Raw genomic sequence first — 23771 nt, 5'->3', positions numbered from 1 at the left:
AGCAAAGATGAAGGTGGTCGTCACACGCCATTCTTCAAAGGCTACCGTCCACAGTTCTACTTCCGTACTACGGACGTAACGGGTGCATGTGAGCTTCCAGAAGGCGTTGAAATGGTAATGCCTGGCGATAACGTACAGCTTTCTGCAGAATTGATCGCGCCAATCGCGATGGAAGAAGGTTTGCGTTTCGCAATTCGTGAAGGCGGTCGTACAGTAGGTGCGGGCGTTGTAGCGAAAATCATCGAATAAGATATTTCGGTACTGAAAAGGCCGCCTTTTGGGCGGCCTTTTTTGTTGTTATATCAGTTTGCAAAGGGGTTAATAGTGCGTGTTGACACGTTTGTGTGCAATGTGTACAATGCCGCTCCTTTTTTGTACAGGTGCTGCGAAAACATACTGTTTAAGCGGCGATAATCGGAGTTTTGTTAAGTATGCAAAGCCAAAAAATCAGAATCAGACTGAAAGCTTTTGACTACCGTCTGATTGATCAGTCTACGCAAGAAATCGTAGACACGGCAAAGCGAACTGGTGCGCAAGTGCGTGGTCCAATTCCTCTGCCGACCAAGAAGGAAAGGTTTACAGTATTGATTTCTCCGCACGTAAATAAAGATGCGCGCGATCAATATGAAATCCGTACGCATAAGCGCATGATGGATATTGTAGAGCCTACAGAAAAAACTGTAGACGCACTAATGAAGCTTGATCTTGCAGCTGGTGTTGATGTTCAAATCAGCCTAGGTTAAGTCCAAACGAAAGTTTGGTGTCGAGTCAACTGGCTCGGCGAAGTGTAACTACCTTGTTTAAGGGCCATAGAGGGTGAAAGCCCCGTACACTTAGAGGTGAAAAATGGCAATTGGTTTAGTCGGCCGAAAGGCTGGTATGACTCGTATCTTCACAGATGAGGGTCAATCTATTCCGGTAACCGTCATAGAAGTTGATGGTAACCGTATCACACAGGTGAGAACCGACGATGTAGATGGCTATCGTGCCGTCCAAATCACTACTGGTGAGCGTCGCGCATCTCGCGTTTCTAAATCTGCAGCTGGGCATTTCGCGAAAGCGGGTGTTGAAGCGGGTCGTGGATTATGGGAATTCCGTTTGGAAGCAGAAGAGGGTGCTGAGCTTAAAGCTGGCGATACTCTTGATGTTGCGCTATTTGAAGCTGGTCAAGTCGTTGATGTGACTGGTCAATCAAAAGGTAAAGGCTTCCAAGGTGGTGTTAAGCGTTGGAACTTCCACATGCAAGATGCTACTCACGGTAACTCTATTTCTCACAGAGCTCCTGGTTCAATTGGTCAGTGTCAGACTCCTGGTCGCGTTTTCAAAGGTAAGAAAATGGCGGGCCACATGGGTGCTGAGCAAGTGACTGTTCAAGGTCTTGAGCTAGTTCGTGTAGATGCAGAGCGCAATTTGCTTTTGGTTAAGGGTGCTGTTCCTGGAGCAACAGGCGCAGATATCATCGTTAAGCCAACAGTTAAATCGTAAGAGGTGTAGTGATGGAATTAGTAATTTCAGGTTCTAAGAGCAGCGTTGCTGTCTCTGATGCTACCTTCTCTCGCGAGTACAATGAAGCATTGGTGCACCAGGTTGTTACAGCTTATCTAGCTGGCGGCCGTCAAGGTACAGTGGCTCAAAAGACTCGTTCTGAAGTGAGTGGTGGTGGCAAAAAGCCATGGCGTCAAAAAGGTTCTGGTCGCGCACGTGCTGGTACTATCCGTAGCCCAATTTGGACTGGCGGTGGTGTTACATTTGCAGCGAAGCCTCGCAGCTATGAGCAAAAAGTTAACCGTAAAATGTATCGTGCAGCAATGCAGGTGATTTTGTCTGAGTTGGTTCGTCAGGAGCGTTTAGTCGTTGTTGAAGAAATGACTGCGGCAACTCCAAAAACTAAAGATTTCGTTGCTCAGCTAGAAGCGCAAGGTCTTAGTGAAGGTGCATTGATCGTTGCTGAAGAAGTTGAACAAAATCTCTACTTGGCTTCACGTAATCTGCGTAACGTAGAAGTAAGCGATGTAGCAAGTGTTGATCCAGTTAGCTTGGTTGGCCACGATAAAGTAGTTGTTACTGTAGCTGCTTTGAAAAAGATTGAGGAGATGTTGGGATGAACCAAGAACGTATCTATAAAGTGCTTCTAGGCCCTCACGTTTCTGAAAAAACGTCAATGGCTACAGAAAACGATCAAGTTTGTTTCAAGGTTGCTCCAGATGCGAGCAAGCCAGAAATCAAGAAAGCAGTTGAAGCGTTGTTTAACGTAGATGTTAAGTCAGTTCAAACTGTAAATATCAAGGGCAAGACCAAGCTTACGCGTAACGGTCTTGGTAAGCGTAAAGATATTCGTAAAGCGTATGTTCGTTTGGCTGAAGGTCAAGACATCGACTTTATGGATGTTGAATAAGGTAGGAGATAGTTATGCCAGTCGTTAAAGCCAAACCGACTTCTGCCGGTCGCCGTCACGTAGTTAAGGTTGTAAACCCTGACCTACATAAAGGCCGTCCTTACGCGCCATTGGTAGAGAAAAAGTCTAAGAGCGGCGGTCGTAACAATAACGGTCGCATTACAACTCGTCATAAGGGTGGTGGTCACAAGCAGCACTACCGTTTGATCGACTTCAAGCGTGGGAAAGATGGTATTCCTGCGACTGTAGAGCGTTTGGAATATGATCCAAATCGTTCTGCGCACATTGCATTGCTTAAGTATGCTGATGGTGAGCGTCGTTACATTATCGCTCCTAAAGGTCTTAAGGCAGGTGATGAAGTTCGCTCTGGTGAAGATGCGCCAATCAAGGTTGGTAGCACATTGCCAATGCGAAATATCCCAGTAGGTAGTGTTATTCACTGCATCGAGATGAAGCCTGGTAAAGGCGCTCAGATCGCACGTAGTGCTGGTACTTCTGCACAACTAGTAGCGCGAGAAGGTGCATATGCAACTCTTCGTTTGCGTTCTGGTGAGATGCGTAAAGTGCTTGCTGAATGTCGTGCGACTTTGGGTGAGGTTTCTAATAGCGAGCATAGCCTACGTCAATTAGGTAAAGCGGGTGCATCACGTTGGCGCGGTATTCGACCAACAGTGCGTGGTGTTGTTATGAACCCAGTTGACCACCCACATGGTGGTGGTGAAGGGCGAACCTCTGGTGGTCGTCACCCTGTTACTCCTTGGGGTGTGCCTACTAAAGGTCATAAGACTCGCAAGAACAAACGCACTGACAAGATGATTGTACGTCGTCGGTCGGCTAAGTAATTAAGAAGAGGATTACGCTGTGCCACGTTCTTTGAAAAAAGGTCCATTTATTGACCTTCATTTATTAAAGAAAGTAGAAACGGCTCTGGAGAAGGGCGACAAGAAGCCAATTAAAACTTGGTCTCGTCGTTCAACAGTTTTTCCAGAGATGGTAGGTCTTACAATTGCAGTACATAACGGTCGTCAACACGTTCCGGTTTTTGTTACTGAAGATATGGTAGGCCATAAACTAGGTGAATTCGCTGCTACACGTACTTATCGCGGCCATGCTGCTGATAAGAAAGCTAAGCGTTAATTCTGAGAGGATTTAGAGATGGAAGTAGCTGCAAAGCATAGAGGTGCTCGAATTTCTGCTCAGAAAGCGCGTTTGGTAGCAGATCAGATTCGAGGCAAAGGTGTAGAAGAAGCGCTAGAGACATTGTCTTTTAGCACTAAGAAAGCTGCACAATTGATGAAGAAGGTGTTGGAATCAGCAATCGCAAACGCTGAGCACAATGACGGTCTTGATGTTGACGATCTTACAGTATCAACAGTTTTTGTTGATGAAGGTCCAACTATGAAGCGTATCCGTCCTCGTGCGAAGGGTCGTGCTGATCGTATTTTTAAGCGCACCTGTCATATCACGGTCAAAGTGGCCGATAACTAGGAGATACACAGATGGGTCAGAAAGTACATCCTAATGGTATCAGACTGGGTATTGTGAAAGACCACAACTCCGTTTGGTATGCAGAAAAAGGTGAATACGCAAACAACCTTCTCAATGATATCGAAGTTCGTGATTTCTTGATGAAGCGTTTAGAAAAAGCGTCTGTAAGCAAGATCACTATCGAGCGTCCAGCACAAAATGCACGTATTACAATTCACACGGCTCGCCCTGGTATTGTAATCGGTAAGAAAGGTGAAGACGTTGAGAAGCTTCGTAAAGAAGTTGGCAAAATGATGGGCGTTCCTGTCCACATTAACATCGAAGAAATTCGTAAGCCTGATCTTGATGCAAAATTGGTTGCAGCTAGCGTTGCTAGCCAACTTGAGCGTCGTGTTATGTTCCGTCGTGCTATGAAGCGTGCGGTTCAGAATGCAATGCGTCAAGGCGCTAAAGGAATCAAGATTCAGCTAGGTGGTCGTCTTGGCGGTGCTGAGATCGCTCGTTCTGAGTGGTACCGTGAAGGTCGCGTACCTCTACATACTCTTCGTGCAGATGTTGATTATGCAACGCATGAAGCTAGCACAACTTACGGCATCATCGGTGTCAAAGTATGGATCTTCAAGGGTGAGATTCTTGGCGGTATCGAGCAGGTACGCGAAGCTAAGAAGAACTCACGCAAGAAGTCTGCTAAGTAAGGGGCCGAGAGATGTTACAGCCAAAACGTACCAAATTTAGAAAAGTACAGAAAGGTCGTAATCGTGGCCTAGCTCAACGTGGCGCTAAAATTAGCTTCGGTGAGTATGGTCTGAAAGCGACAGGTCGTGGTCGTATTACTGCGCGCCAAATTGAGGCAGCACGTCGTACTATCACACGTAAAGTTAAGCGTGGTGGTAAAATCTGGATTCGTATTTTCCCAGACAAGCCGATTACGCAAAAGCCTTTAGAAGTTCGTCAAGGTAAAGGTAAGGGTAACGTTGAGTACTGGGTAGCCCAGGTTCAGCCAGGCCGTGTTTTGTATGAGATTGAAGGTGTGCCAGAAGAATTGGCGCGTGAAGCTTTCGCTCTAGCAGCTGCTAAGTTGCCTGTTCCTACGACCTTTGTTGAAAGGACGGTGATGTAATGAAAGCAAACGAATTACGCGAAAAGTCTGTTGAAGAGCTAAACCAAGCATTGGTTGATGCATTGAAAGAGCAGTTTAACTTACGTCTTCGTAAGTCAACTGGTCAGCTTAACCAGCCGCATCTTTTGGCTCAAAACCGCAAAGACATTGCTCGTATCAAAACAGTATTGACGCAGAAGGCAGGTGAGTAAGATGACTGAAGTTGCAAATAACACAGCTCGTACCATCAGCGGTAAAGTCGTCAGCGACAAAATGGACAAGTCCATTACTGTATTGGTTGAGCGCAAGGTGAAGCACCCAATTTATGGTAAGTACGTTAAGCGTTCTACCAAATTGCATGCTCACGATGAAAACAACGAGTGCAATATCGGTGATGTTGTAACTATCCAAGAAACGCGTCCTCTTTCGAAGACCAAATCTTGGAATCTAGTTACTGTCATCGAGAAGGCAAATAAAGTCTAACCCAGAGAGTTTGGAGAACTAAGATGATTCAGACGGAAAGTATGCTCGACGTTGCCGATAACAGCGGCGCACGAAGAGTTCAGTGTATTAAAGTGCTGGGTGGCTCTCATAGACGTTACGCACGTATCGGCGATGTAATTAAGGTCACCGTTAAGGAAGCGATTCCACGTGGTAAGGTTAAGAAAGGACAAGTATTAAACGCGGTTGTTGTGCGTACTCGTAAGGGCGTTCGTCGTCCAGACGGTTCGTTGATTAAATTCGACGGCAACGCGGCGGTTCTATTGAACACCCAAGATGCACCAATCGGTACTCGTATTTTTGGCCCGGTAACTCGTGAGTTGCGCGGTGAGAAATACATGAAGATTATCTCCCTAGCACCTGAAGTGCTTTAAGGATAGAGGCCCGTTATGAAAAAGATCAGACGTGACGATGAAGTGATTGTCATAGCAGGCAAGGACAATGGTAAGCGCGGTAAAGTAACGCGTGTTATGCAGGATGGCCGCTTGGTTGTTTCTGGTATTAACATGGTTAAGCGTCATACCAAGCCAAACCCAATGTTGGGTACACCAGGCGGTATTGTTGAAGCAGAAGCTCCAATTCAAGCTTCTAACGTAGCGATTTTTAATCCTACTACTAACAAAGCCGATCGTGTTGGTTTCAAAGTCCTTGAAGATGGCAAGAAGGTACGTGTGTTTAAGTCGAACAACGAAGTTGTCGACCAATAAATAAGCAGGTAGCGATATGGCACATATGAAAGAAGTATATACAAGCGAAGTCGTACCTGCGCTGCAAAAAGAGTTCAACTACAAGAGCTCTATGCAGGTACCTCGCATTGAAAAGATCACCTTGAACATGGGTGTAGGCGAAGCATTGAACGACAAGAAGCTATTAGAGAATGCAGTTGCAGATCTAGAGGCGCTTGCCGGTCAGAAGCCAGTTATCACTAAAGCACGCAAGTCAGTTGCAGGCTTTAAGGTACGTGAAGGCTATCCAATCGGTTGTAAAGTAACACTACGCGGCGAGCGTATGTGGGAATTTTTCGAGCGTTTGGTTGGTATTGCTATTCCTCGTATCCGTGACTTCCGTGGTTTGAACTCAAAGTCTTTTGACGGTCGAGGCAACTACAGCATGGGTGTTAAAGAGCAGATCATTTTCCCTGAAATTGATTACGATAAAGTAGATAAAGTTCGTGGTTTAGATATCACAATCACTACTTCTGCTCAAACGGACGATGAAGGCCGCGCTTTGCTAAGTGCCTTTAACTTCCCATTCAAGAAATAAAGGTAAGAGCAAATGGCTAAGATCTCAATGAAGCAGCGCGAAATTAAGCGCGAAAAGACGGTTGCAAAATTTGCAGCTAAGCGTGCGGAATTGAAAGCTATTATTGCAAGCCCAGCGACTTCTGAAGAAGATCGCTGGGAAGCACAGAAGAAGCTTCAAAAACTTCCACGCAATGCGAGCCCTAGCCGTCTTCGTAACCGTTGTCAGGTTACTGGACGTCCACATGGCGTTTACCGTAAGTTCAAGCTTTCACGTATTAAGTTGCGTGAAGAAGGAATGGCTGGTAATGTGCCGGGCCTTAAAAAGGCTAGCTGGTAAGCACAACATATTTGGTGTGTTGGTAAGCGCTACATCTATGTAGCGCTGCACAACTAAAATGACAGGAGAACATACGATGAGTATGCAAGATACGCTTGCGGATATGTTTACGCGTATTCGTAACGCACAAATGGCTGAGAAAGAAGTTGTTTCTATGCCATCTTCAAAGATGAAGCTTTCTGTTCTTGAAGTTCTTAAGACTGAAGGTTTTATTGCAAACTACTCCGTTACTGAAGGTACTAAGGCAGAAGTTTCTGTAGAACTTAGATACTTTGAAGGACGCCCTGTAATCGAAGAGATCAAGCGCGCAAGTCGCCCAGGTCTTCGTCAGTACAAAGCGTCGGCTGAACTGCCGAGCGTACGTGGCGGCCTAGGTGTAGCGATTGTTTCTACTTCTCAAGGCGTGATGACTGACCGTGCTGCTCGTAAAGCGGGTATCGGCGGCGAAGTTGTCTGTACAGTATTCTAAGGGAGGTTTGCATGTCTAGAGTTGCTAATAGTCCAGTTGAGCTTCCTTCTGGTGTTGAAGTTAAGCTTGCTGACGGCCAACTTGAAGTTAAAGGCGGTAAAGGCACACTTTCTATGGAAGTGAACCCTGCTGTAGAAATTACTCAAGATGGTTCAGTACTTACTTTTGCTGCAAAAAATGGCAGCAAATTCTCTCGAGCGATGTCAGGAACAACGCGTGCACTTGTTAACAACATGGTTGTAGGTGTGACTGCTGGTTTCGAGAAAAAATTACAGCTTATTGGTGTTGGTTACCGTGTTCAGGTTCAAGGTCAAAAATTGAATTTAAACTTGGGCTTCTCACATCCAGTTGAGTACGAATTGCCATCAGGTGTTAAGGCTGAAGCGCCTTCACAAACTGAAATCGTACTTAAAGGCGTTGATAAACAACAGCTTGGTCAGGTCGCTGCTGAAATCAGAGCTTACCGTCCGCCAGAGCCATACAAAGGCAAGGGTGTTCGCTATGCTGATGAGCACGTCAGACGTAAAGAAGCCAAGAAGAAATAGGTGACATCATGAGCGTAAAGAAAGTTTCAAGAATTCGTAGAGCGAAGAAAACTCGTTCAAAATTGAAGTCACTCGGTGAAACTCGTTTGACTATCCATCGCACGCCACGCCACATCTACGCACAAGTTATTGCGCCAGAGGGCGACAAAGTGTTGGCTGCTGCTTCTACAGTTGAGAAAGACCTTCGCGGTGAGAAGACTGGTAACGCAGATGCTGCAACAAAAGTTGGTCAGTTGATCGCAGAGCGTGCTAAAAACGCAGGCGTTACACGCGTAGCGTTTGATCGTTCTGGCTTTAAATATCATGGTCGTGTGAAAGCACTTGCTGACGCTGCCCGTGAAGCTGGTTTGGAATTCTAAGGAGTCTAGCGATGAGTGTAGAAGAGCAAAAAGGACCAGAGCTTCAAGAGCGTTTGGTTCAAGTAAACCGTGTAGCAAAAGTTGTTAAGGGTGGTCGAATCTTCGGCTTTACAGCTTTGACTGTTGTTGGTGATGGCGAAGGCCGTGTTGGTTTCGGTCGTGGTAAAGCGCGTGAAGTGCCTATCGCAATTCAGAAAGCAATGGACTCAGCACGTAAGAACATGATCAATGTAGCGCTAAATGGCAACACATTGCAGTACCCAATTACTGCTCGTCACGGCGGTTCTAAAGTGTACATGCAGCCAGCGTCTGAAGGTACTGGTGTTATCGCCGGTGGTGCGATGCGTGCAGTACTAGAGGTTGCAGGTGTTCAGAACGTATTAGCAAAATGTTACGGGTCAACTAACCCTGTTAATGTTGTTCGTGCAACGATCAATGGCCTTAACGCAATGAAGTCACCATCTGATGTGGCAGCTAAGCGTGGTAAGTCAGTAGAAGATATTACGGGATAAGATCATGGCTAAAGCAAAAACTATTAAAGTTACGCTTTTCCGTAGCCCAATTGGTACATTGCCTAAGCACAAGGCATGTGTAACAGGTCTAGGTTTGCGTAAAATCGGTCACACTGTCGAGCTAGAAGATACTCCTTCAGTTCGCGGCATGGTGAATAAAGTTAACTACATGGTAAGAATCGAAGGAGAGTGAGATGCGTCTTAATACATTAAGCCCAGCTCCAGGTTCAAAGCCTTCACGTCGCCGTGTTGGTCGTGGTATCGGTAGTGGTCTTGGTAAGACTGGTGGCCGTGGTCACAAAGGTTTGAAGTCACGTTCAGGTGGTTCAGTAGCACCAGGTTTTGAAGGTGGTCAACAACCTCTAGCGCGTCGTTTGCCAAAGTTTGGTTTTTCGTCGCGTCAAGCTAAGTATGTAGCAGAGATTCGCCTTAATGAGTTAGAGCTCGTTGAAGGCAACGTTGTCGATCTAGATGCGCTTAAAAATGCAAATCTAGTTCGTCGAGATACGAAATCTGCAAAAGTTATCCTTTCTGGCGAAATTAAGTCAGCAGTTACTGTTCAAGGTTTGAGAGTAACTAAAGGTGCTCAAGCTGCTATTGAAGCAGCCGGTGGTAAAGTCGAGGAATAATAAGTAATGGCTAAGTCTCCAGCGATGCAAGGCGGATTCGGAAAGGGGCTTGATGAACTCAAGTCTCGTTTGTGGTTCGTTTTTCTTGCAATCATTGTTTACCGTATCGGGGCACATATTCCCGTACCAGGAATTAACCCAGAACGGTTGGCGGCACTGTTTGAGCAAAACCAAGGCACGATCTTGAGCTTGTTCAACATGTTCTCAGGCGGCGCGCTTGAACGCATGAGTATCTTTGCCTTGGGGATTATGCCTTACATTTCAGCCTCGATTATTATGCAGTTAATGACTGCGGTTACACCGAGTTTGGAACAGCTTAAGAAAGAAGGTGAAGCGGGACGTCGTAAGATCTCCCAAATGACGCGCTATGGTACGGTGGCTTTGGCCTTCGTTCAGGCGTCAGGTATGTCAGTAGGTTTAGCATCACAAGGTGTTACGTTTACGGATGGCTTTAGCTTTTACTTTTTAGCGGTAACAACTTTTGTTTGTGGTGCTGTTTTCCTAATGTGGTTAGGCGAGCAAATCACTGAGCGTGGAATTGGTAATGGTATTTCATTATTGATCTTCGCAGGCATTGTCGCAGGTTTACCAGGTGCATTTGGCCAGTCGTTTGAAGCGGCGCGTCAAGGCGAACTGAATATTCTTGCGCTCTTGCTCATTGGTGTGTTTGCTGTACTAACGGTCGGTTTTGTTGTGTTCATCGAACGTGGACAACGTCGACTAACTGTCAATTACGCCAAGCGTCAGACAGCTCGTGGTGGTTACAGCCAGCAATCTAGCCATTTGCCTCTTAAGGTCAATATGGCAGGTGTAATTCCGCCAATCTTCGCGTCGAGCATACTACTGTTCCCAGCATCTATGGGTCAGTGGTTCGGTCAGAGCGAAGGTATGGAATGGCTTGCGGATATTTCGCAAGCATTAGGCCCAAGTCAGCCTCTTTACATCATCCTGTTTGCAGCGGCAGTTGTTTTCTTCTGCTTCTTCTATACAGCGTTAATGTATAACCCTCGTGAAGTAGCAGAGAATCTTAAGCGCTCTGGTGCATATCTGGCTGGTAACATTCGTCCTGGCGAGCAAACTGCAAATTACATCGATAACGTACTTACGCGTTTAACAATATTCGGTGCTGCTTATATTACAGCAGTATCATTACTGCCACAGTTTATGGTTGTTTGGTTCAACGTACCGTTTTATTTCGGCGGAACCTCACTTCTTATTGCGGTAGTTGTGGTGATGGACTTTATGGCTCAAGTGCAGTCGCACCTGATGTCTCATCAATATGAGTCTGTTATGAAGAAATCAAACCTTAAAGGTTACGGTAACAGCGGAATGCTGTGATAACCGGTAGGTTTTAGCAAATAGTTGGAGCAGATAATGAAAGTTCGTGCTTCGGTAAAGAAGATTTGCCGTAACTGTAAAATTATTCGTCGCAATGGCTCAGTTCGAGTCATTTGCTCAGAACCTCGTCATAAGCAACGCCAGGGTTAAACCAGGCTTGTAAAAGGGCGTGACGTTCCCTTGATTTATTTTTGATCAAGGTATATGATTCGCGCCCTTTTTAATGACGGTAACAAATATGGCCAAGGGAAATCCCTAAGGTCATTGAATTAAGCGGAGTTAGATGAATGGCACGTATAGCCGGTGTCAACATACCTGACAATAAGCACGCAGTGATTTCACTGACGTACATTTATGGTGTAGGTAGAACGACAGCATACAAACTTTGCGACGCAACAGGCGTTACTCCAACAGCTAAAGTTAGCTCGCTAACTGAAGAACAGTTGGATTCGCTTCGTACTGAGGTCACTAAACTGACCGTTGAAGGTGATTTGCGCCGTGAAGTACAAATGAACATTAAACGTTTGAAGGATCTTGGTTGCTTCCGTGGTCTTCGCCACCGCCACAGTTTGCCTGTGCGTGGTCAGCGTAGTAAGACTAACGCTCGCACTCGTAAGGGTCCACGCAAACCAATTCGTAAATAAGTAGGAAACAGTAATGGCAAAGCCAGGTACACGTACCCGTAAAAAGGTGAAAAAGACTGTTGTTGACGGAATGGCGCATATCCACGCTTCATTCAACAACACTATCGTGACCATTACAGATCGCCAAGGTAACGCTCTTTCATGGGCAACTGCAGGTGGTTCTGGATTCCGTGGTTCACGTAAGAGCACACCTTTTGCTGCGCAGGTAGCAGCTGAAAGAGCCGGTAACGCGGCTGCTGAATACGGCCTCAAAAACCTAGAAGTTATGGTTAAAGGGCCTGGGCCAGGACGCGAGTCCGCTGTTCGAGCACTAAACGCTTGTGGTTACAAAATCACAAACATCACTGACGTAACGCCGATTCCACACAACGGCTGTCGTCCATCGAAGAAACGTCGCGTTTAGGGGAGAACAGATAAATGGCTCGTTATATTGGACCAAAATGTAAACTGTCTCGTCGTGAAGGGACAGATCTGTTTTTGAAGAGCGGTGCTAAGGCACTAGACCAAAAATGTAATCTTGAAACTGCACCAGGCATGCACGGCGCTCGTCGTGGTCGTTTGTCTGAGTACGGTACTCAGCTCCGTGAGAAACAGAAAGTTCGTCGTTTATACGGCGTATTAGAGAAGCAGTTCCGTGGCTATTACAAAGAAGCAGCGCGCCGTAAGGGTGCGACTGGTGAGAACTTGCTTCAGCTTTTAGAACAACGCCTAGACAATGTTGTATACCGTATGGGTTTTGGATCTACTCGTGCAGAAGCACGTCAGTTAGTTTCGCACAAAGCGATCCTTGTAAATGACAATGTTGTAAACATTGCTTCATATCAAGTGAAAGCGGGCGATACTATCTCTGTTCGTGAAAAAGCAAAGAACCAATTGCGTGTTAAAAACGCAGTTGAATTGGCGGGCAACCGTGCGCCAGTTGAGTGGGTCGAAGTTGATACAAGCAAGCTTGCTGGTACATTTAAGTCAGTACCAGAGCGTAGCGACCTAACAGCTGAAATCAACGAAAACCTAATCGTCGAGCTTTACTCTAAGTAAGCTTTGTATCTACAACATAACGTATAGGGGCGTATATGCAGCGTTCAGTAAATGAATTCTTGAACCCACGTAACATTGAAGTTCAGGAATTAAGTGCAACACATGCGAAGGTGGTTCTAGAACCATTAGAAAGGGGTTTCGGGCACACTCTTGGTAGTGCGCTTCGTCGTATCCTTCTGTCTTCAATGCCTGGTTGTGCGGTAGTAGAAGCTGAAATCGACGGTGTATTGCATGAATATAGTGCCATTGAAGGCGTACAAGAAGATGTGATTGAAATTCTTCTTAACCTCAAAGGCCTAGCAATTGTTATGCATGCTAAGGATGAGGCGACTTTGACGCTCACTAAGAAAGGATCGGGTCCGGTTCTAGCTAGTGACATCCAGGTAGATCACGATGTAGAGGTTCTTAACCCTGATCACGTGATCTGTAATTTAGGTGACAACGGCGAAGTGAACATGAAGCTTAAAGTTTCACGTGGTCGCGGCTATGAGCCTGCGGATCAGCGTAACTTGGGTGAAGATGAAACTCGCGCGATTGGTCGTCTACAATTGGATGCGTCTTACAGCCCAGTAGCACGTGTTGCTTACTCTGTTGAGAATGCACGTGTTGAGCAGCGCACCGACTTGGATAAGTTGGTTATTGATTTAGAGACAAACGGCACGATTGATCCTGAGGAATCGATTCGTCGCGCGGCGACAATCCTTCAGCAGCAACTTGCTGTGTTTGTTGACTTTGATAACGAGAAAGAACCTGTGCAAGAGGAAGAAGAGGAAGAAGTCGATCCTATTCTTCTGCGTCCTGTGGATGACCTTGAACTTACGGTTCGTTCTGCGAACTGTTTGAAAGCAGAGAACATCTACTATATCGGTGATCTGATTCAACGCACTGAAGTAGAACTGCTTAAAACACCTAATTTAGGTAAGAAGTCCCTTACCGAGATTAAGGATGTTCTAGCGTCTCGTGGTCTTTCTTTAGGTATGCGTCTTGAAAACTGGCCGCCAGCTAGTTTAAAGGGCGATGATCGAGTGTTGGCTCACTAAGCCGCCTCGACTAGACAGGTAAGGAATTAGAAAATGCGTCATCGTAAAAGTGGTCGTAAATTCAACCGCAACAGCTCGCACCGTAAGGCGATGTTTAAAAACATGGCTGCATCTTTGGTCGAGCACGAGTTGATCAAAACGACATTGCCGAAAGCAAAAGAGCTTCGCCGTGTGGCTGAGCCTTTGATTACTCTAGCTAAGAATGATTCTGTAGCTAACCGTCGTTTAGCGTTCGCTCGCGTTCGTAATGACGAAGTTGTTGCTAAGTTGTTTGATGAACTAGGCCCACGCTACAAAGAGCGTCCTGGCGGCTATATTCGCATCCTTAAGTGCGGTTTCCGTACTGGTGATGCTGCGCCAATGGCTTACGTAGAGTTGGTTGACCGTCCTATCGTTGATGAGATCGACGAAGACGAAGAGTAAGCTTTTCAGAGTTACCGCTCAACGAAAAAACCCAGTCTACTGACTGGGTTTTTTTATGCCTGAATTTCGCCTGCAAGCACATTTTAGGCGAAGGTAAGATGGTTAAAAGTATGAAACACGTAACATTCAGTGATCGCTAGCACAAGGTGCGATTACGACTCAATGAATGTTGGTGTGTGGCTGAGCTTATTACAGCATTGGTTTAAGAAATTGTCCTGTAAACGAGCCGGGTATTTCAGCAACTTGTTCTGGTGTGCCCTCAGCAATGATATTTCCTCCACGCGTACCACCTTCGGGGCCAAGGTCAACGATCCAGTCAGCCGTCTTTATCACATCAAGATTGTGTTCAATTACCACAACGGTATTACCGTGGTCCCGTAAACGATGTAGTACGGTGAGTAATTGTTGTATGTCGTAGAAGTGCAAGCCCGTCGTTGGTTCGTCGAGGATATACAGAGTTTTGCCTGTATCCCGCTTAGATAATTCTTTGGCAAGCTTTACTCTTTGCGCTTCGCCACCTGAGAGTGTGACAGCGCTTTGTCCTAAGCGAATATAGGACAGTCCTACATCGATGAGTGTTTGGAGTTTTCTTGCGATGAACGGGACGGCATCGAAAAATTCTCGGGCATCCTCGATCGTAAGATCGAGCACCTCGTTGATGTTTAATCCTTTGTACTTGATATCGAGTGTTTCGCGATTGTAGCGCTTGCCCTTACATACATCGCATGGAACGTATACGTCAGGCAAAAAGTGCATTTCTACTTTGATTACGCCATCGCCCTGACATGCCTCACAACGACCGCCCTTTACGTTAAAGCTAAAGCGTCCTGGTTTATAGCCTCGGCTTCTTGCTTCTTGGGTGCCTGAGAATAACTCACGAATCGGAGTAAACAGTCCAGTGTATGTGGCGGGGTTAGAGCGCGGTGTTCTTCCGATAGGGCTTTGATCTATGTCGATGACTTTATCGAAGAGGTCTAGCCCCTTAATTTGATCGTACGATGCCGCCTCTAATGTCGTTGCCTTGTTAAGTTCTGTCGCAGCGAGCGGGTAAAGCGTTGAGTTGATCAGGGTCGATTTCCCAGAGCCTGAAACGCCTGTGATACATGTTAACAAGCCTTCTGGGATGTTGAGTGTGACGTCATTTAGATTGTTTCCATTCGCGCCGATTAAGCTCAATTGTTTTTTCGGATTTGGAGCTGTGCGTTGTCGAGGTATTTCAATTTTTTTCGTTCCGCTCAAATATGCGCCAGTAAGTGAGTTCTCGTCACGCATGACTTGCTCAGGAGTGCCTTGGGAGACAATCTCACCGCCGTGTACGCCAGCGCCTGGCCCGATATCGATAACATAATCTGCGAGTCTGATGGCGTCTTCATCGTGCTCGACAACGATAACGGTATTTCCAAGTTCTTTCAGATGAGTAAGAGTCTTAAGCAGGCGTTCATTATCTCTTTGATGAAGGCCTATAGAGGGTTCATCGAGTATGTACATAACGCCAACTAATCCAGCTCCAATTTGACTAGCCAATCGAATACGCTGCGCTTCGCCTCCTGATAAAGTATCCGCGCTGCGGTCGAGTGTCAGGTAGTCCAGGCCTACATTGACCAAAAACTCCAAGCGTAATTGGATTTCCTTCAGAATTTTTTCAGCAATTTCTCCTCGCTTACCGGTAAGAGATAACTCTTGATAATAAGTGAGTGCTTGGCCAATAGGCATTTTAATGACTTCGGGGAGCGTCGTTTCTTCAATGAATACGTGGCGAGCGCTTTCCCGCAGGCGTGAACCATGGCAACTTGGACACGCTTGCATGGTTAAGTAGCTTGCTAGCTCCTCACGTACCATTTGTGATTCTGTTTCTTTGTAACGACGCTCCATGTTGGGAATGACACCTTCAAAGGGATGCTGTCGTTGCATGGTGTCGCCGCGAGAATTGACATAATTAAACGCAATCTCGTCAGAACCGCTGCCGTTTAATATGATGTCCTTGATGTGTTCGGGAATGTCCGCAAACTTCGTATCGATGTCTACCCCATAGTGCTGCATGACGCTCGATAATAATTGGAAGTAGTAGATGGTTCTGCGATCCCAACCTTTTATCGCGCCCTCTGCAATGGTGAGTGTGCCGTCTCTCACGACGCGAGACGGATCGAAAAACTGCTTAACCCCTAGTCCATCACATGTCTGACATGCGCCTGAAGGATTGTTAAAGGAGAACATTCTCGGCTCAAGTTCACTGATAGAGTATCCACAGACAGGGCAGGCAAAACGTGACGAGAAGATAAGCTCTTCCATCTGATCATCACTATCCATTGGGGCAATGACGGCGATACCATCGGTGAGCTCTAGGCAGGTTTCGAAGGACTCTGCGATACGCTGTTGAATGTCATCTCGGACTTTAAAGCGGTCAACGACGACCTCAATGGTGTGTTTCTTGTTCTTGTCGAGCGCTGGCGCATCATCGATATCCACTACGAGCCCGTTTATACGTGCGCGAATAAATCCCTGAGCTTGGAGCTCTTGAAATGTGTGTAAATGCTCCCCTTTACGGTTTTGAACAACCGGTGCAAGCATCATCAGCTTGCTGCCCTCTGGGAGTTCGCATACTTTATCAACCATTTGACTGACTGTTTGGGCGTCTAAGGGTAGGTTGTGAGTAGGGCAGCGTGGTTCGCCTGCGCGAGCGTATAGTAATCGCAGATAATCGTATATTTCTGTGATTGTACCGACGGTAGAGCGCGGATTATGGGATGTCGACTTTTGCTCAATCGATATGGCTGGCGATAAACCTTCAATATGGTCAACTTCGGGCTTGTCCATCATGGATAAAAACTGACGCGCATATGTCGAGAGTGATTCGACATATCGGCGCTGGCCTTCTGCATAAAGCGTATCGAAAGCGAGTGATGATTTGCCTGAACCAGACAGGCCTGTAATTACTATTAATTTGTCGCGAGGGATCTCTAAATCAATGTTTTTTAAGTTATGAGTTCGCGCTCCGCGGACAGTAATGTTTTCCATGTTGAAACTTCGTGACGCCAAAACATGCAATTATAGCGCTGAAACATCTTGTTAGGGCATTAATAAAATGATTTTGTCGGACAGTAAAGCGCTTAACTTCACATTCTTTGGTGATAGAATACGCGCCCTTTCTAATGTTTTGATGTTTATTTTATGAATTCAATTGAGCGTAAATCCGTTTTGTCTTTGGCGATGCTGTACGCCACACGGATGCTTGGTTTATTTATGGTATTGCCTGTTTTCGTTTTATACGGAAATGACTTGCACGGTGCAACGCCCGCTTTAATCGGTTTGGCTATTGGAGCTTATGGTCTCAGTCAGGCGCTTTTACAAATCCCATTTGGTGCGCTCTCTGATCGTTATGGGCGCAAGCCGCTTTTATATATAGGTTTAGTGATCTTTTGCCTTGGTAGCGTGGTAGCCGCATTAAGTGAATCGATATATGGCGTGATCATCGGCCGGTTTATTCAAGGTGCAGGTGCGATAGCCGCGGTCATCATGGCCCTGTTAAGTGATCTAACAAGCGTGGAGAGTCGCACGAAATCAATGGCATTCGTCGGTATGTCTATTGGCGTAAGTTTCACCATTGCGCTCATCCTTGGTCCTTTAGTCGCGAAGCTGGGTGGGTTACAGGCGATATTTTGGTTAACGGCAGCGCTCGCGGCATTCGCATTGATCTGGACAAAAGTGTCCATTCCAACGCCCGCGGTTCGTACCAGACATCGTGACACCCGCGTATTTTCAGATCAGATTCTTGATGTGCTGAAAGATAAAGAATTGTTGCGACTCGATTTTGGGATCTTGGTCTTACACCTTGTATTAACTGCGATGTTTATCGCTATCCCTGTGTCCTTGGTTGATAGTGTGGGCTTGTCGAGTGAGCAACATTGGTGGTTGTATTTACTCGTATTAGTAGGTTCCTTTATTGCGATGATTCCGCTAATCATCGTTGGTGAGACGAAGCAAAAGATGAAGCCTATATTCTGCGTGGCAATCATCTTGGTGTTGATAGGTGCGTTGGCAATGTCGTCTTTTCAAACGGCATTAAGTGGATTTATTGTTTCGTTGTTTGTGTTTTTTATGGGCTTCAATTTACTGGAAGCCAGTTTGCCTTCGCTCGTCAGTAAAATAAGCCCTGCAGGTTCAAAAGGCACTGCAATGGGCGTCTACTCTACTAGCCAATTCTTCGGTGCTTTCTGCGGTGGTTTGTTAGGGGGCGTAGTCTTATCTGAATATGGCGTAAACGGCGTTTATTACTTTTCTGCAGCATTACTCACTGTTTGGTTTTTTGTCGCAGCAACAATGAAAAAACCAAAGCACGAAAGAACAGTGACTGTCTTTTTTAAATCGGATCTCGATCAAAATGAAATTGATGATCTGGGCGATGCACTTATCTCAATACAGGGCGTTGAAGATGCAGTCGTTGTGTCAGAGGGAGTAGCCTACTTGAAAGTGATTTCAACGAAGTTTGAAGAAGCTTCGCTAGAGCCTCTGAAAAAACAATATCCTTATCAATCCTAGGCGCTATTTCCGTTCAAGTTGATGGTAAAACTAGGGTAGTCGTGAGACAATGCGACACATATTTAGACGCATTTAATTATTAATTTAAGACGCAAAGGACGGCGTTAATATTGGAAGGGGAATAGCATGGCCAGAGGCATTAACAAGGTAATTTTAATTGGTAATCTTGGGCAGGACCCAGATGTTCGTATGAGCGCTCAAGGTTCAGCCATTACAAACCTTAATCTCGCAACAGATGAAAGTTACAAAGATAAGCAAACTGGTCAAATGGTTCCTAAAACTGAATGGCACAGAGTTGTGTTGTTTAACCGCCTAGCAGAGATCGGTCGTGACTATTTGCGCAAAGGCTCAAAAGTTTATATTGAAGGTCGTCTACAAACGCGTAAGTGGCAAGATCAAAATGGCCAAGATCGCTATACCACTGAAATTGTAGGTAATGAGCTTCAAATGTTGGATTCTCGTGGTGCTGGCATGGATCAACCCGGGCAACAGCAGGGTGGTTATGCACCACAGCAGCAAGCTGCTCCTCAGCAAAGAGCGCCGCAACAAGCAGCCCCTCAAGCTAATTACCAACAGCAACAACAGGCTCCGGTTCAACAGGCCTATAATCAGGCTCCTCAAGCCGCACCGGCTCCAGCACCAATGGCGCCAGCGATGGATGATTTTGATGACGATATTCCGTTTTAATATCGTATGATCAACAACAAGTAATAAGATCGAAAAGCCCTGCAGTAGCGGGGCTTTTGCGTTAATCAGTATGACAAAACGCTCATGCATGATCCGTTTACAAGCACTTACATACTCTTTATTCTGCTGTTCAAATAATAACTACTGTTAGGCATTTTTTGGTGCGTTCTTTAATCCTTTCTCGAACTGCTCATACCCGAGTTGGCCTTGAGTTTCGTACAGATGGTTTAGCAATCGCTCTAACGCGCTCCGCACGTTATCCATCCTTAAAATTGATGGAATCATACTGGTTACCCTCTGCGCCTAATAAACGCCTACAAAACCTTCGAAATTTTGTTAGAGAACAAGGTTTGAAAGGTGTCTCTTGCGATATCGTGCTTCCTCGAAATGATTACCAACGCATTGAACTCGATGCTCCTAATGTGCCTGAGACCGAATTAGAGTCAGCTGTTCATTGGGCTGTGCAAGCGCTAATGGATGACGCTGCGATGGACGCGCAAGTTGAGTATTTTGATTATCCCAAAGAAGCCTTAAGAAACCGCCCTCCGAGGTTGCATGCTCGTGTCGCACGACAAGCTTTGATCGATACATTAACGCAGTCTGCAATAGCGGTTGGTCTAAAGCCAAAGCGAATTACAGTAAGTGATTTAGCCTTAAAGAATCTATCCGAAACGATTGAACCAAGTAATGAGCTTCAATTGACGCTTAAGTGCGAAAATGATTTCGGATTGATTACTATCCACAAATCGTCGCAGCTGTATTTCTCGCGTGACTTTGCTATTTCTCGGCGTGCCACTTTGTCTGCCGATGAAGAGATGGCGCAAGTTGCCATTGAAGTTCAGCGCAGTATCGACTTCTTTGAAGGCCAAACTGGTTTAGCGTTGCCTCGACAAATAAGATTGTTGAGTAGTTTTAGTGAATCAGATCGGGTTGCTTTGGAAATGCTCCTTGGTAGTGCTGTGATTCGTCTTCCATTGCAATCAAAATTAAAAGCCGTAGACGCGTATACCGATACTTCTGGCGATGCACTGTTGAAAACACAAAACGCCGTGGCTGTTTTGTGTGCCTCTAACTCGGAGGCTAATGCATGAAGACCGATATTAACTTTATAAAGCATGGCTCGGTGAAAGAAGTTCGTTATTCTTTCAGGGTGTTTGTTGGCGTTCTTTTGCTAGCCATGTTGGGTTGTTTGATTCATTTTTATTCTCAATCTTTCGACGGGCTTCCTGAAAAGGTTCGTATTTCAAATACGCTTATTCAAGAAGAGAAAGCACCTGATTGGTTCAATCAACTTTCGCAAGATCAAGCTTTTCATCGTAAAGCAAAAGATCTTTTAGCCGATCTAAGTAATCGGAGTGAGGTAACGATTGATACGATATTGTTTAGCGCTAATACGCAATCAATAGAACTGTCGTTACAAGCTAATAGCCAAGCACCTATGGTTGAATGGCTTGCTCAGACTGTTAACACCGAGAGCACTATTACCTTGGCAGGGTTCGCGATTGAAAAGCGTTCTGACGCATGGAATGCATCGATTAAGCTGAATATAGCCGCAGGAGTTACGTATGAATAACTTCAATACGCTTACCCTGCGCGAACGGATACTAACGACTTTTGCGTTGTTGGCGGTTTTGATTCTTGCTTATGTGTCTTTTGTGGTGCCTCACAAGAGTGCGCCACAGGTGTTCAATATCGAACTGCCTCAAACTGAGGCCTCTTCCTTATCTGATAATTCAAAAACCACAGAACTTGCGAATTCTTTGCTTCAAGCACCGCCGGGTAGTCAAATACTTAGCCAGGTCATCGGCGAGTTATTGAATGAAGTTCAAAAGGTTCAGTATCTAGGCTCTCAGTTTTTATTTGAAGCACCGGCATCTGACGTTGAGTTCTATCAGCATCGTTTCCGTATCTCGGCAGATGCAAGTCAGTCTGATTTAGCACGTGTTATGACTTATGTTGAGAACAAGTCTTACTTGGACTTACAGGTATTAGATTGGCAGTCGCAAACAGATTCAGGCGCCTTAAATTTTGAGTTGGCGGTGATTAACACTGAGCCTCGTTGGCTAACAGTCAAGGAGCCTAGTCATGCTAGATAAAAGAAAGCAGCCATTAGGTGAGTTACTGATTCAAGAGGGATTTATCTCCCAGGATCACCTTGATCAAGCACTCGCGAGTCAGAAAAAATCAGGCGTTAGGCTCGGCAAAATCCTAATTGAAAAACAGTTTATATCTGAAACGGATTTGCTCGCGTTACTGTCTCGCCAGCTTAAGCTCCAGTTTGTTGATCTTAATCAGCAAGGAATGAATCTCGAGTTAAGCATGCAGCTGCCTGAAACGATGGCGAGACGATTACGCGCGATTGTTTTATCTGATAATGGGCGTACAAGTCTAATCGGAATGGCTGATCCTATGGATTTAGCCGCAGTTGATGAGATAGCCAAAAAGCTTGGTCACGATGTTGAAGTGGCGGTAATTCGCGAGTCTCAGTTACTTGTTGCGTTCGATGAGGTCTACAAGCAGAACGAAGAGATCTCAACCATCGCTACCGAGTTAGATTCGGAGTTATCCGCGCAGGTTTTTGATATCGCGCAATTGAGCCAAGCCGATGTTGACGATAGTGATGCGCCCGTTGTTCGTTTGCTGCAAACTATTTTTGAAGATGCAGTATTAGCGCGTGCTTCGGATGTCCATATAGAGCCAGAAGAAACCGTGATCCGTATTCGCCGTCGTGTAGATGGTGTGCTCAGTGAAACAGTGATGCGTGAAACAAGAGTTGGAGCGGCGCTAGTGCTTCGACTTAAGTTAATGTGCGGCTTAAATATATCTGAAAAGCGTCTGCCTCAAGACGGGCGTTTCAATATTCTCGTTAATGGACGTTCGATTGACGTGCGTCTTGCGACACTTCCGACACAGTTTGGTGAAACCGCTGTATTGCGTCTCTTAGATCAAAGCCAGCAAGTTCTGAATCTGTCTGACACAGGTATGCCTCCTGAGATTGAAGTGCGATTCAAACAAGCTCTGGCACAACCGCATGGCATGATTCTGGTAACTGGGCCAACCGGTAGCGGAAAAACCACAACGCTCTATGGGGCTCTGAAGTTTTTAAATAAACCTGAGCTCAAAATAGTGACTGTAGAAGACCCTATTGAGTACCGGATGAGCCGACTTACGCAAATTCAGGTGAACCCCAAAATAGGATTAGATTTTGCCTCTGTTGCGAGAGCGAGTCTTCGTCATGACCCAGACGTGCTTTTAGTCGGTGAAATGCGGGATGAAGAGACCGTCGATATCGGCTTAAGGTCGGCGATGACGGGACACCTAGTATTGTCCACGCTTCATACCAATGATGCGATTTCGAGTGCACTGCGTTTAATGGATATGAAAGCAGAGCCCTACATGATTGCGGGTTCTATCTATGGGGTATTAGCACAACGCTTAGTAAGACGTTTGTGTGAGCAATGTGCTCAAGAAACTCATTTAGATGAGCATGAGAAGGTTCTAGTTGAAGAGCTTTTAAAGAATGACAATGGGCTATCTGATGAAGACCTTTCATTCAAAGCTCCTCAAGGTTGTCCGGCATGTTCGAATACTGGTTATAAAGGTCGTGTCGGGGTGTTTGAATGGCTCGAGTTGGATGAACCATGTTTAGAAGCTTTAAGGCAAAATGAGACACGGACCTTCATTCAACATGCTCGACAGGCTAAACACTATCAGCCTCTCGCTGTATCTGCCTTGCATCTCGCTATGAATGGTGTCACTTCTTTAGAAGAAGCACTGAAGGTTGCTGGTTATGCCGAGCTTTGAGTATCGAGCCCGAGATCAAAAAGGTGCGTTGCACCACGGTGTAATGGAAGCAGCGCACGGAGCAGATGTTGCGCGCGCGATGAAGCAAAGAGATCTGCTACCGGTCTCGATTGAGGTGCTCGAGACGCGTCGCAAAGAGCTCGCTTTACCTTCAAGAAAAAAGGTGTCGAGTGAAATCTTAATTATGTTTTCGCGCCAAATGTATGCCTTGCTTGCAGCGGGTGTGCCGATTACGAAAGCAATATTGGGATTAGCAGAGGCAAGTCGTTCTTCTACATTTATGCGAACTTTATTAGATGTGAGTCAGCGACTCGAATCTGGAACAGAGTTGAACTTGGCGTTTCAGGCTCACAGGGAAGTATTTAGTGATTTATATATCACCATGGTGCGTGTGGGAGAGAGTACCGGAAAGTTAGAAGAGTCGTTTCACAAATTGGCTGAGCACTTGGAGCGAGAGCGAGAAGCAAAAAGGCGTTTTAAGCAGGTAACACGTTATCCATTGTTTTTATTCTTAGCCATCATTGCTGCGCTTTTGTTTATCAACGTTTGGGTGATTCCTGAGTTTCAGGGGCTATTTTCAAAATTTGATTCTGACTTGCCGTTTGCAACCCAAGTATTAGTCAGTTCCGCAGAGTTTTTCCATGATTATGCATGGCTTCTTGTATTGTTTGCTCTGATTTCAG

36 protein-coding genes and 1 pseudogene are annotated in these 23771 nt (G+C 45.7%); 36 read left to right on the top strand and 1 reads right to left on the bottom strand.

The features are described 5' to 3' along the window. The 29 genes and pseudogenes from tuf to rplQ form a co-directional block, all read left to right on the top strand. Window positions 1-249, top strand: a pseudogene (gene tuf, locus A3762_RS08770) (elongation factor Tu); the annotation flags it as partial. A gap of 182 nt (window positions 250-431) precedes the next feature. Next, window positions 432-743, top strand: coding sequence for a 30S ribosomal protein S10 (gene rpsJ / locus A3762_RS08765; RefSeq protein ID WP_068455763.1), 312 nt, complete (start codon window positions 432-434; stop codon window positions 741-743). A gap of 103 nt (window positions 744-846) precedes the next feature. Beyond that, window positions 847-1485 (top strand): 50S ribosomal protein L3, encoded by a 639-nt coding sequence (rplC, locus tag A3762_RS08760; protein ID WP_068475196.1) that lies wholly within the window; start codon window positions 847-849, stop codon window positions 1483-1485. Between the two features lie 11 nt (window positions 1486-1496). Next, window positions 1497-2105 carry a 50S ribosomal protein L4 gene (rplD, locus tag A3762_RS08755; RefSeq protein WP_068475199.1) on the top strand — a complete coding sequence of 203 codons (609 nt, stop codon included), beginning with the start codon at window positions 1497-1499 and terminating at the stop codon, window positions 2103-2105. Next, window positions 2102-2395 (top strand): 50S ribosomal protein L23, encoded by a 294-nt coding sequence (gene rplW / locus A3762_RS08750; protein WP_068475202.1) that lies wholly within the window; start codon window positions 2102-2104, stop codon window positions 2393-2395. Before rplD ends, rplW begins: the two co-directional genes overlap by 4 nt. A gap of 14 nt (window positions 2396-2409) precedes the next feature. Continuing rightward, window positions 2410-3237, top strand: a complete 828-nt coding sequence (rplB, locus tag A3762_RS08745; protein ID WP_068475205.1) for a 50S ribosomal protein L2 — start codon at window positions 2410-2412, stop codon at window positions 3235-3237. Window positions 3238-3256: 19 nt separating this feature from the next. Next, complete coding sequence (rpsS, locus tag A3762_RS08740; protein ID WP_068455781.1) at window positions 3257-3532, top strand: 30S ribosomal protein S19; 276 nt, start codon at window positions 3257-3259, stop codon at window positions 3530-3532. An 18-nt stretch (window positions 3533-3550) separates the two neighbouring features. Next, a complete protein-coding gene (gene rplV, locus A3762_RS08735; RefSeq protein ID WP_068473663.1) occupies window positions 3551-3883 on the top strand; it encodes a 50S ribosomal protein L22 in 333 nt (110 codons plus the stop codon). A gap of 11 nt (window positions 3884-3894) precedes the next feature. Then, window positions 3895-4578, top strand: a complete 684-nt coding sequence (gene rpsC, locus A3762_RS08730) for a 30S ribosomal protein S3 (protein WP_068475209.1) — start codon at window positions 3895-3897, stop codon at window positions 4576-4578. Window positions 4579-4589: 11 nt separating this feature from the next. Next, window positions 4590-5003 carry a 50S ribosomal protein L16 gene (gene rplP, locus A3762_RS08725; RefSeq protein ID WP_068475211.1) on the top strand — a complete coding sequence of 138 codons (414 nt, stop codon included), beginning with the start codon at window positions 4590-4592 and terminating at the stop codon, window positions 5001-5003. After that, entirely contained in the window at window positions 5003-5194 is a 192-nt protein-coding gene (rpmC, locus tag A3762_RS08720) for a 50S ribosomal protein L29 (protein ID WP_068475111.1), read from the top strand. Before rplP ends, rpmC begins: the two co-directional genes overlap by 1 nt. A gap of 1 nt (window position 5195) precedes the next feature. Then, window positions 5196-5465 carry a 30S ribosomal protein S17 gene (gene rpsQ, locus A3762_RS08715; RefSeq protein ID WP_068475114.1) on the top strand — a complete coding sequence of 90 codons (270 nt, stop codon included), beginning with the start codon at window positions 5196-5198 and terminating at the stop codon, window positions 5463-5465. Window positions 5466-5488: 23 nt separating this feature from the next. After that, on the top strand, window positions 5489-5857 hold the full coding sequence (gene rplN, locus A3762_RS08710) for a 50S ribosomal protein L14 (protein WP_068475213.1): 369 nt from the start codon (window positions 5489-5491) through the stop codon (window positions 5855-5857). Window positions 5858-5872: 15 nt separating this feature from the next. Beyond that, window positions 5873-6190, top strand: coding sequence for a 50S ribosomal protein L24 (gene rplX, locus A3762_RS08705; protein WP_068475215.1), 318 nt, complete (start codon window positions 5873-5875; stop codon window positions 6188-6190). Between the two features lie 16 nt (window positions 6191-6206). Beyond that, complete coding sequence (gene rplE, locus A3762_RS08700) at window positions 6207-6746, top strand: 50S ribosomal protein L5 (protein ID WP_068474437.1); 540 nt, start codon at window positions 6207-6209, stop codon at window positions 6744-6746. 12 nt (window positions 6747-6758) lie between these two features. After that, window positions 6759-7064: a 30S ribosomal protein S14 gene (gene rpsN, locus A3762_RS08695; protein WP_068475218.1), complete on the top strand. Its 306-nt coding sequence runs from the start codon at window positions 6759-6761 to the stop codon at window positions 7062-7064. A 76-nt stretch (window positions 7065-7140) separates the two neighbouring features. Next, window positions 7141-7533: a 30S ribosomal protein S8 gene (gene rpsH / locus A3762_RS08690; protein WP_068754984.1), complete on the top strand. Its 393-nt coding sequence runs from the start codon at window positions 7141-7143 to the stop codon at window positions 7531-7533. 11 nt (window positions 7534-7544) lie between these two features. Beyond that, window positions 7545-8078, top strand: a complete 534-nt coding sequence (rplF, locus tag A3762_RS08685) for a 50S ribosomal protein L6 (RefSeq protein ID WP_068475221.1) — start codon at window positions 7545-7547, stop codon at window positions 8076-8078. 8 nt (window positions 8079-8086) lie between these two features. Continuing rightward, a complete protein-coding gene (gene rplR, locus A3762_RS08680) occupies window positions 8087-8437 on the top strand; it encodes a 50S ribosomal protein L18 (protein WP_068475224.1) in 351 nt (116 codons plus the stop codon). A gap of 11 nt (window positions 8438-8448) precedes the next feature. Beyond that, window positions 8449-8949, top strand: coding sequence for a 30S ribosomal protein S5 (gene rpsE / locus A3762_RS08675; RefSeq protein WP_068475227.1), 501 nt, complete (start codon window positions 8449-8451; stop codon window positions 8947-8949). Window positions 8950-8953: 4 nt separating this feature from the next. Then, on the top strand, window positions 8954-9142 hold the full coding sequence (rpmD, locus tag A3762_RS08670; protein ID WP_068475229.1) for a 50S ribosomal protein L30: 189 nt from the start codon (window positions 8954-8956) through the stop codon (window positions 9140-9142). A gap of 1 nt (window position 9143) precedes the next feature. Next, window positions 9144-9578 carry a 50S ribosomal protein L15 gene (gene rplO / locus A3762_RS08665; RefSeq protein WP_068754983.1) on the top strand — a complete coding sequence of 145 codons (435 nt, stop codon included), beginning with the start codon at window positions 9144-9146 and terminating at the stop codon, window positions 9576-9578. Window positions 9579-9584: 6 nt separating this feature from the next. Further along, window positions 9585-10916 carry a preprotein translocase subunit SecY gene (secY, locus tag A3762_RS08660; RefSeq protein ID WP_068475234.1) on the top strand — a complete coding sequence of 444 codons (1332 nt, stop codon included), beginning with the start codon at window positions 9585-9587 and terminating at the stop codon, window positions 10914-10916. Between the two features lie 36 nt (window positions 10917-10952). Next, a complete protein-coding gene (gene rpmJ / locus A3762_RS25795; RefSeq protein WP_082862969.1) occupies window positions 10953-11066 on the top strand; it encodes a 50S ribosomal protein L36 in 114 nt (37 codons plus the stop codon). 137 nt (window positions 11067-11203) lie between these two features. Continuing rightward, complete coding sequence (gene rpsM / locus A3762_RS08655; RefSeq protein ID WP_068475237.1) at window positions 11204-11560, top strand: 30S ribosomal protein S13; 357 nt, start codon at window positions 11204-11206, stop codon at window positions 11558-11560. 13 nt (window positions 11561-11573) lie between these two features. Continuing rightward, a complete protein-coding gene (gene rpsK / locus A3762_RS08650) occupies window positions 11574-11963 on the top strand; it encodes a 30S ribosomal protein S11 (RefSeq protein ID WP_068475240.1) in 390 nt (129 codons plus the stop codon). 14 nt (window positions 11964-11977) lie between these two features. Next, window positions 11978-12598, top strand: a complete 621-nt coding sequence (rpsD, locus tag A3762_RS08645; protein ID WP_068475243.1) for a 30S ribosomal protein S4 — start codon at window positions 11978-11980, stop codon at window positions 12596-12598. Window positions 12599-12633: 35 nt separating this feature from the next. After that, complete coding sequence (rpoA, locus tag A3762_RS08640) at window positions 12634-13638, top strand: DNA-directed RNA polymerase subunit alpha (RefSeq protein WP_068475246.1); 1005 nt, start codon at window positions 12634-12636, stop codon at window positions 13636-13638. A gap of 33 nt (window positions 13639-13671) precedes the next feature. Continuing rightward, complete coding sequence (gene rplQ, locus A3762_RS08635) at window positions 13672-14061, top strand: 50S ribosomal protein L17 (RefSeq protein ID WP_068475250.1); 390 nt, start codon at window positions 13672-13674, stop codon at window positions 14059-14061. A 189-nt stretch (window positions 14062-14250) separates the two neighbouring features. Here the strand turns inward: rplQ and uvrA are convergent, their stop codons facing one another. Then, window positions 14251-17076 (bottom strand): excinuclease ABC subunit UvrA, encoded by a 2826-nt coding sequence (gene uvrA, locus A3762_RS08630; protein WP_068475253.1) that lies wholly within the window; start codon window positions 17074-17076, stop codon window positions 14251-14253. A gap of 153 nt (window positions 17077-17229) precedes the next feature. Between uvrA and A3762_RS08625 the strand changes: the two genes are divergently transcribed. The 7 genes from A3762_RS08625 to A3762_RS08595 all read left to right on the top strand — a co-directional run. After that, window positions 17230-18597, top strand: a complete 1368-nt coding sequence (locus A3762_RS08625) for an MFS transporter (RefSeq protein WP_068475256.1) — start codon at window positions 17230-17232, stop codon at window positions 18595-18597. 126 nt (window positions 18598-18723) lie between these two features. Continuing rightward, window positions 18724-19284: a single-stranded DNA-binding protein gene (gene ssb, locus A3762_RS08620; RefSeq protein WP_068475259.1), complete on the top strand. Its 561-nt coding sequence runs from the start codon at window positions 18724-18726 to the stop codon at window positions 19282-19284. A 161-nt stretch (window positions 19285-19445) separates the two neighbouring features. Continuing rightward, on the top strand, window positions 19446-20375 hold the full coding sequence (locus tag A3762_RS08615; RefSeq protein ID WP_068475261.1) for a hypothetical protein: 930 nt from the start codon (window positions 19446-19448) through the stop codon (window positions 20373-20375). Beyond that, window positions 20372-20857: a hypothetical protein gene (locus A3762_RS08610; protein ID WP_068475263.1), complete on the top strand. Its 486-nt coding sequence runs from the start codon at window positions 20372-20374 to the stop codon at window positions 20855-20857. The genes A3762_RS08615 and A3762_RS08610 overlap by 4 nt, the downstream gene beginning before the upstream one ends. Further along, complete coding sequence (locus tag A3762_RS08605; RefSeq protein WP_068475265.1) at window positions 20850-21380, top strand: hypothetical protein; 531 nt, start codon at window positions 20850-20852, stop codon at window positions 21378-21380. The genes A3762_RS08610 and A3762_RS08605 overlap by 8 nt, the downstream gene beginning before the upstream one ends. After that, window positions 21370-23088 carry a GspE/PulE family protein gene (locus A3762_RS08600; protein ID WP_068475267.1) on the top strand — a complete coding sequence of 573 codons (1719 nt, stop codon included), beginning with the start codon at window positions 21370-21372 and terminating at the stop codon, window positions 23086-23088. The genes A3762_RS08605 and A3762_RS08600 overlap by 11 nt, the downstream gene beginning before the upstream one ends. Beyond that, the coding region (locus tag A3762_RS08595; RefSeq protein WP_197469157.1) for a type II secretion system F family protein at window positions 23075-23771 on the top strand (697 nt) is incomplete at its 3' end. The genes A3762_RS08600 and A3762_RS08595, both read left to right, overlap by 14 nt.

This window comes from Oleiphilus sp. HI0125 (assembly GCF_001635355.1).
The sequence above is the reverse complement of the archived record's forward strand: the minus strand, read 5'-3'. Positions and strand labels throughout refer to the sequence as shown.

What these genes read in the sequence shown, in the direction of transcription:
- rplB (WP_068475205.1), top strand. Translation starts at nt 2,410, where the DNA reads ATGCCAGTCGTTAAAGCCAAACCGACTTCTGCCGGTCGCCGTCACGTA.
- rplP (WP_068475211.1), top strand. Translation starts at nt 4,590, where the DNA reads ATGTTACAGCCAAAACGTACCAAATTTAGAAAAGTACAGAAAGGTCGT.
- A3762_RS08600 (WP_068475267.1), top strand. Translation starts at nt 21,370, where the DNA reads ATGCTAGATAAAAGAAAGCAGCCATTAGGTGAGTTACTGATTCAAGAG.
- uvrA (WP_068475253.1), bottom strand. Translation starts at nt 17,076, where the DNA reads ATGGAAAACATTACTGTCCGCGGAGCGCGAACTCATAACTTAAAAAAC.
- rpoA (WP_068475246.1), top strand. Translation starts at nt 12,634, where the DNA reads ATGCAGCGTTCAGTAAATGAATTCTTGAACCCACGTAACATTGAAGTT.
- A3762_RS08605 (WP_068475265.1), top strand. Translation starts at nt 20,850, where the DNA reads ATGAATAACTTCAATACGCTTACCCTGCGCGAACGGATACTAACGACT.
- secY (WP_068475234.1), top strand. Translation starts at nt 9,585, where the DNA reads ATGGCTAAGTCTCCAGCGATGCAAGGCGGATTCGGAAAGGGGCTTGAT.
- A3762_RS08625 (WP_068475256.1), top strand. Translation starts at nt 17,230, where the DNA reads ATGAATTCAATTGAGCGTAAATCCGTTTTGTCTTTGGCGATGCTGTAC.
- rplW (WP_068475202.1), top strand. Translation starts at nt 2,102, where the DNA reads ATGAACCAAGAACGTATCTATAAAGTGCTTCTAGGCCCTCACGTTTCT.
- rpsE (WP_068475227.1), top strand. Translation starts at nt 8,449, where the DNA reads ATGAGTGTAGAAGAGCAAAAAGGACCAGAGCTTCAAGAGCGTTTGGTT.
- rpmD (WP_068475229.1), top strand. Translation starts at nt 8,954, where the DNA reads ATGGCTAAAGCAAAAACTATTAAAGTTACGCTTTTCCGTAGCCCAATT.
- rpsK (WP_068475240.1), top strand. Translation starts at nt 11,574, where the DNA reads ATGGCAAAGCCAGGTACACGTACCCGTAAAAAGGTGAAAAAGACTGTT.
- rpmC (WP_068475111.1), top strand. Translation starts at nt 5,003, where the DNA reads ATGAAAGCAAACGAATTACGCGAAAAGTCTGTTGAAGAGCTAAACCAA.
- rplX (WP_068475215.1), top strand. Translation starts at nt 5,873, where the DNA reads ATGAAAAAGATCAGACGTGACGATGAAGTGATTGTCATAGCAGGCAAG.
- rpsQ (WP_068475114.1), top strand. Translation starts at nt 5,196, where the DNA reads ATGACTGAAGTTGCAAATAACACAGCTCGTACCATCAGCGGTAAAGTC.
- rpsC (WP_068475209.1), top strand. Translation starts at nt 3,895, where the DNA reads ATGGGTCAGAAAGTACATCCTAATGGTATCAGACTGGGTATTGTGAAA.
- rplE (WP_068474437.1), top strand. Translation starts at nt 6,207, where the DNA reads ATGGCACATATGAAAGAAGTATATACAAGCGAAGTCGTACCTGCGCTG.
- rplC (WP_068475196.1), top strand. Translation starts at nt 847, where the DNA reads ATGGCAATTGGTTTAGTCGGCCGAAAGGCTGGTATGACTCGTATCTTC.
- rplR (WP_068475224.1), top strand. Translation starts at nt 8,087, where the DNA reads ATGAGCGTAAAGAAAGTTTCAAGAATTCGTAGAGCGAAGAAAACTCGT.
- rpsH (WP_068754984.1), top strand. Translation starts at nt 7,141, where the DNA reads ATGAGTATGCAAGATACGCTTGCGGATATGTTTACGCGTATTCGTAAC.
- rplF (WP_068475221.1), top strand. Translation starts at nt 7,545, where the DNA reads ATGTCTAGAGTTGCTAATAGTCCAGTTGAGCTTCCTTCTGGTGTTGAA.
- rplQ (WP_068475250.1), top strand. Translation starts at nt 13,672, where the DNA reads ATGCGTCATCGTAAAAGTGGTCGTAAATTCAACCGCAACAGCTCGCAC.
- rpmJ (WP_082862969.1), top strand. Translation starts at nt 10,953, where the DNA reads ATGAAAGTTCGTGCTTCGGTAAAGAAGATTTGCCGTAACTGTAAAATT.
- rplV (WP_068473663.1), top strand. Translation starts at nt 3,551, where the DNA reads ATGGAAGTAGCTGCAAAGCATAGAGGTGCTCGAATTTCTGCTCAGAAA.
- rplN (WP_068475213.1), top strand. Translation starts at nt 5,489, where the DNA reads ATGATTCAGACGGAAAGTATGCTCGACGTTGCCGATAACAGCGGCGCA.
- ssb (WP_068475259.1), top strand. Translation starts at nt 18,724, where the DNA reads ATGGCCAGAGGCATTAACAAGGTAATTTTAATTGGTAATCTTGGGCAG.
- rpsD (WP_068475243.1), top strand. Translation starts at nt 11,978, where the DNA reads ATGGCTCGTTATATTGGACCAAAATGTAAACTGTCTCGTCGTGAAGGG.
- rplO (WP_068754983.1), top strand. Translation starts at nt 9,144, where the DNA reads ATGCGTCTTAATACATTAAGCCCAGCTCCAGGTTCAAAGCCTTCACGT.
- rpsJ (WP_068455763.1), top strand. Translation starts at nt 432, where the DNA reads ATGCAAAGCCAAAAAATCAGAATCAGACTGAAAGCTTTTGACTACCGT.
- rpsM (WP_068475237.1), top strand. Translation starts at nt 11,204, where the DNA reads ATGGCACGTATAGCCGGTGTCAACATACCTGACAATAAGCACGCAGTG.
- rplD (WP_068475199.1), top strand. Translation starts at nt 1,497, where the DNA reads ATGGAATTAGTAATTTCAGGTTCTAAGAGCAGCGTTGCTGTCTCTGAT.
- A3762_RS08610 (WP_068475263.1), top strand. Translation starts at nt 20,372, where the DNA reads ATGAAGACCGATATTAACTTTATAAAGCATGGCTCGGTGAAAGAAGTT.
- rpsN (WP_068475218.1), top strand. Translation starts at nt 6,759, where the DNA reads ATGGCTAAGATCTCAATGAAGCAGCGCGAAATTAAGCGCGAAAAGACG.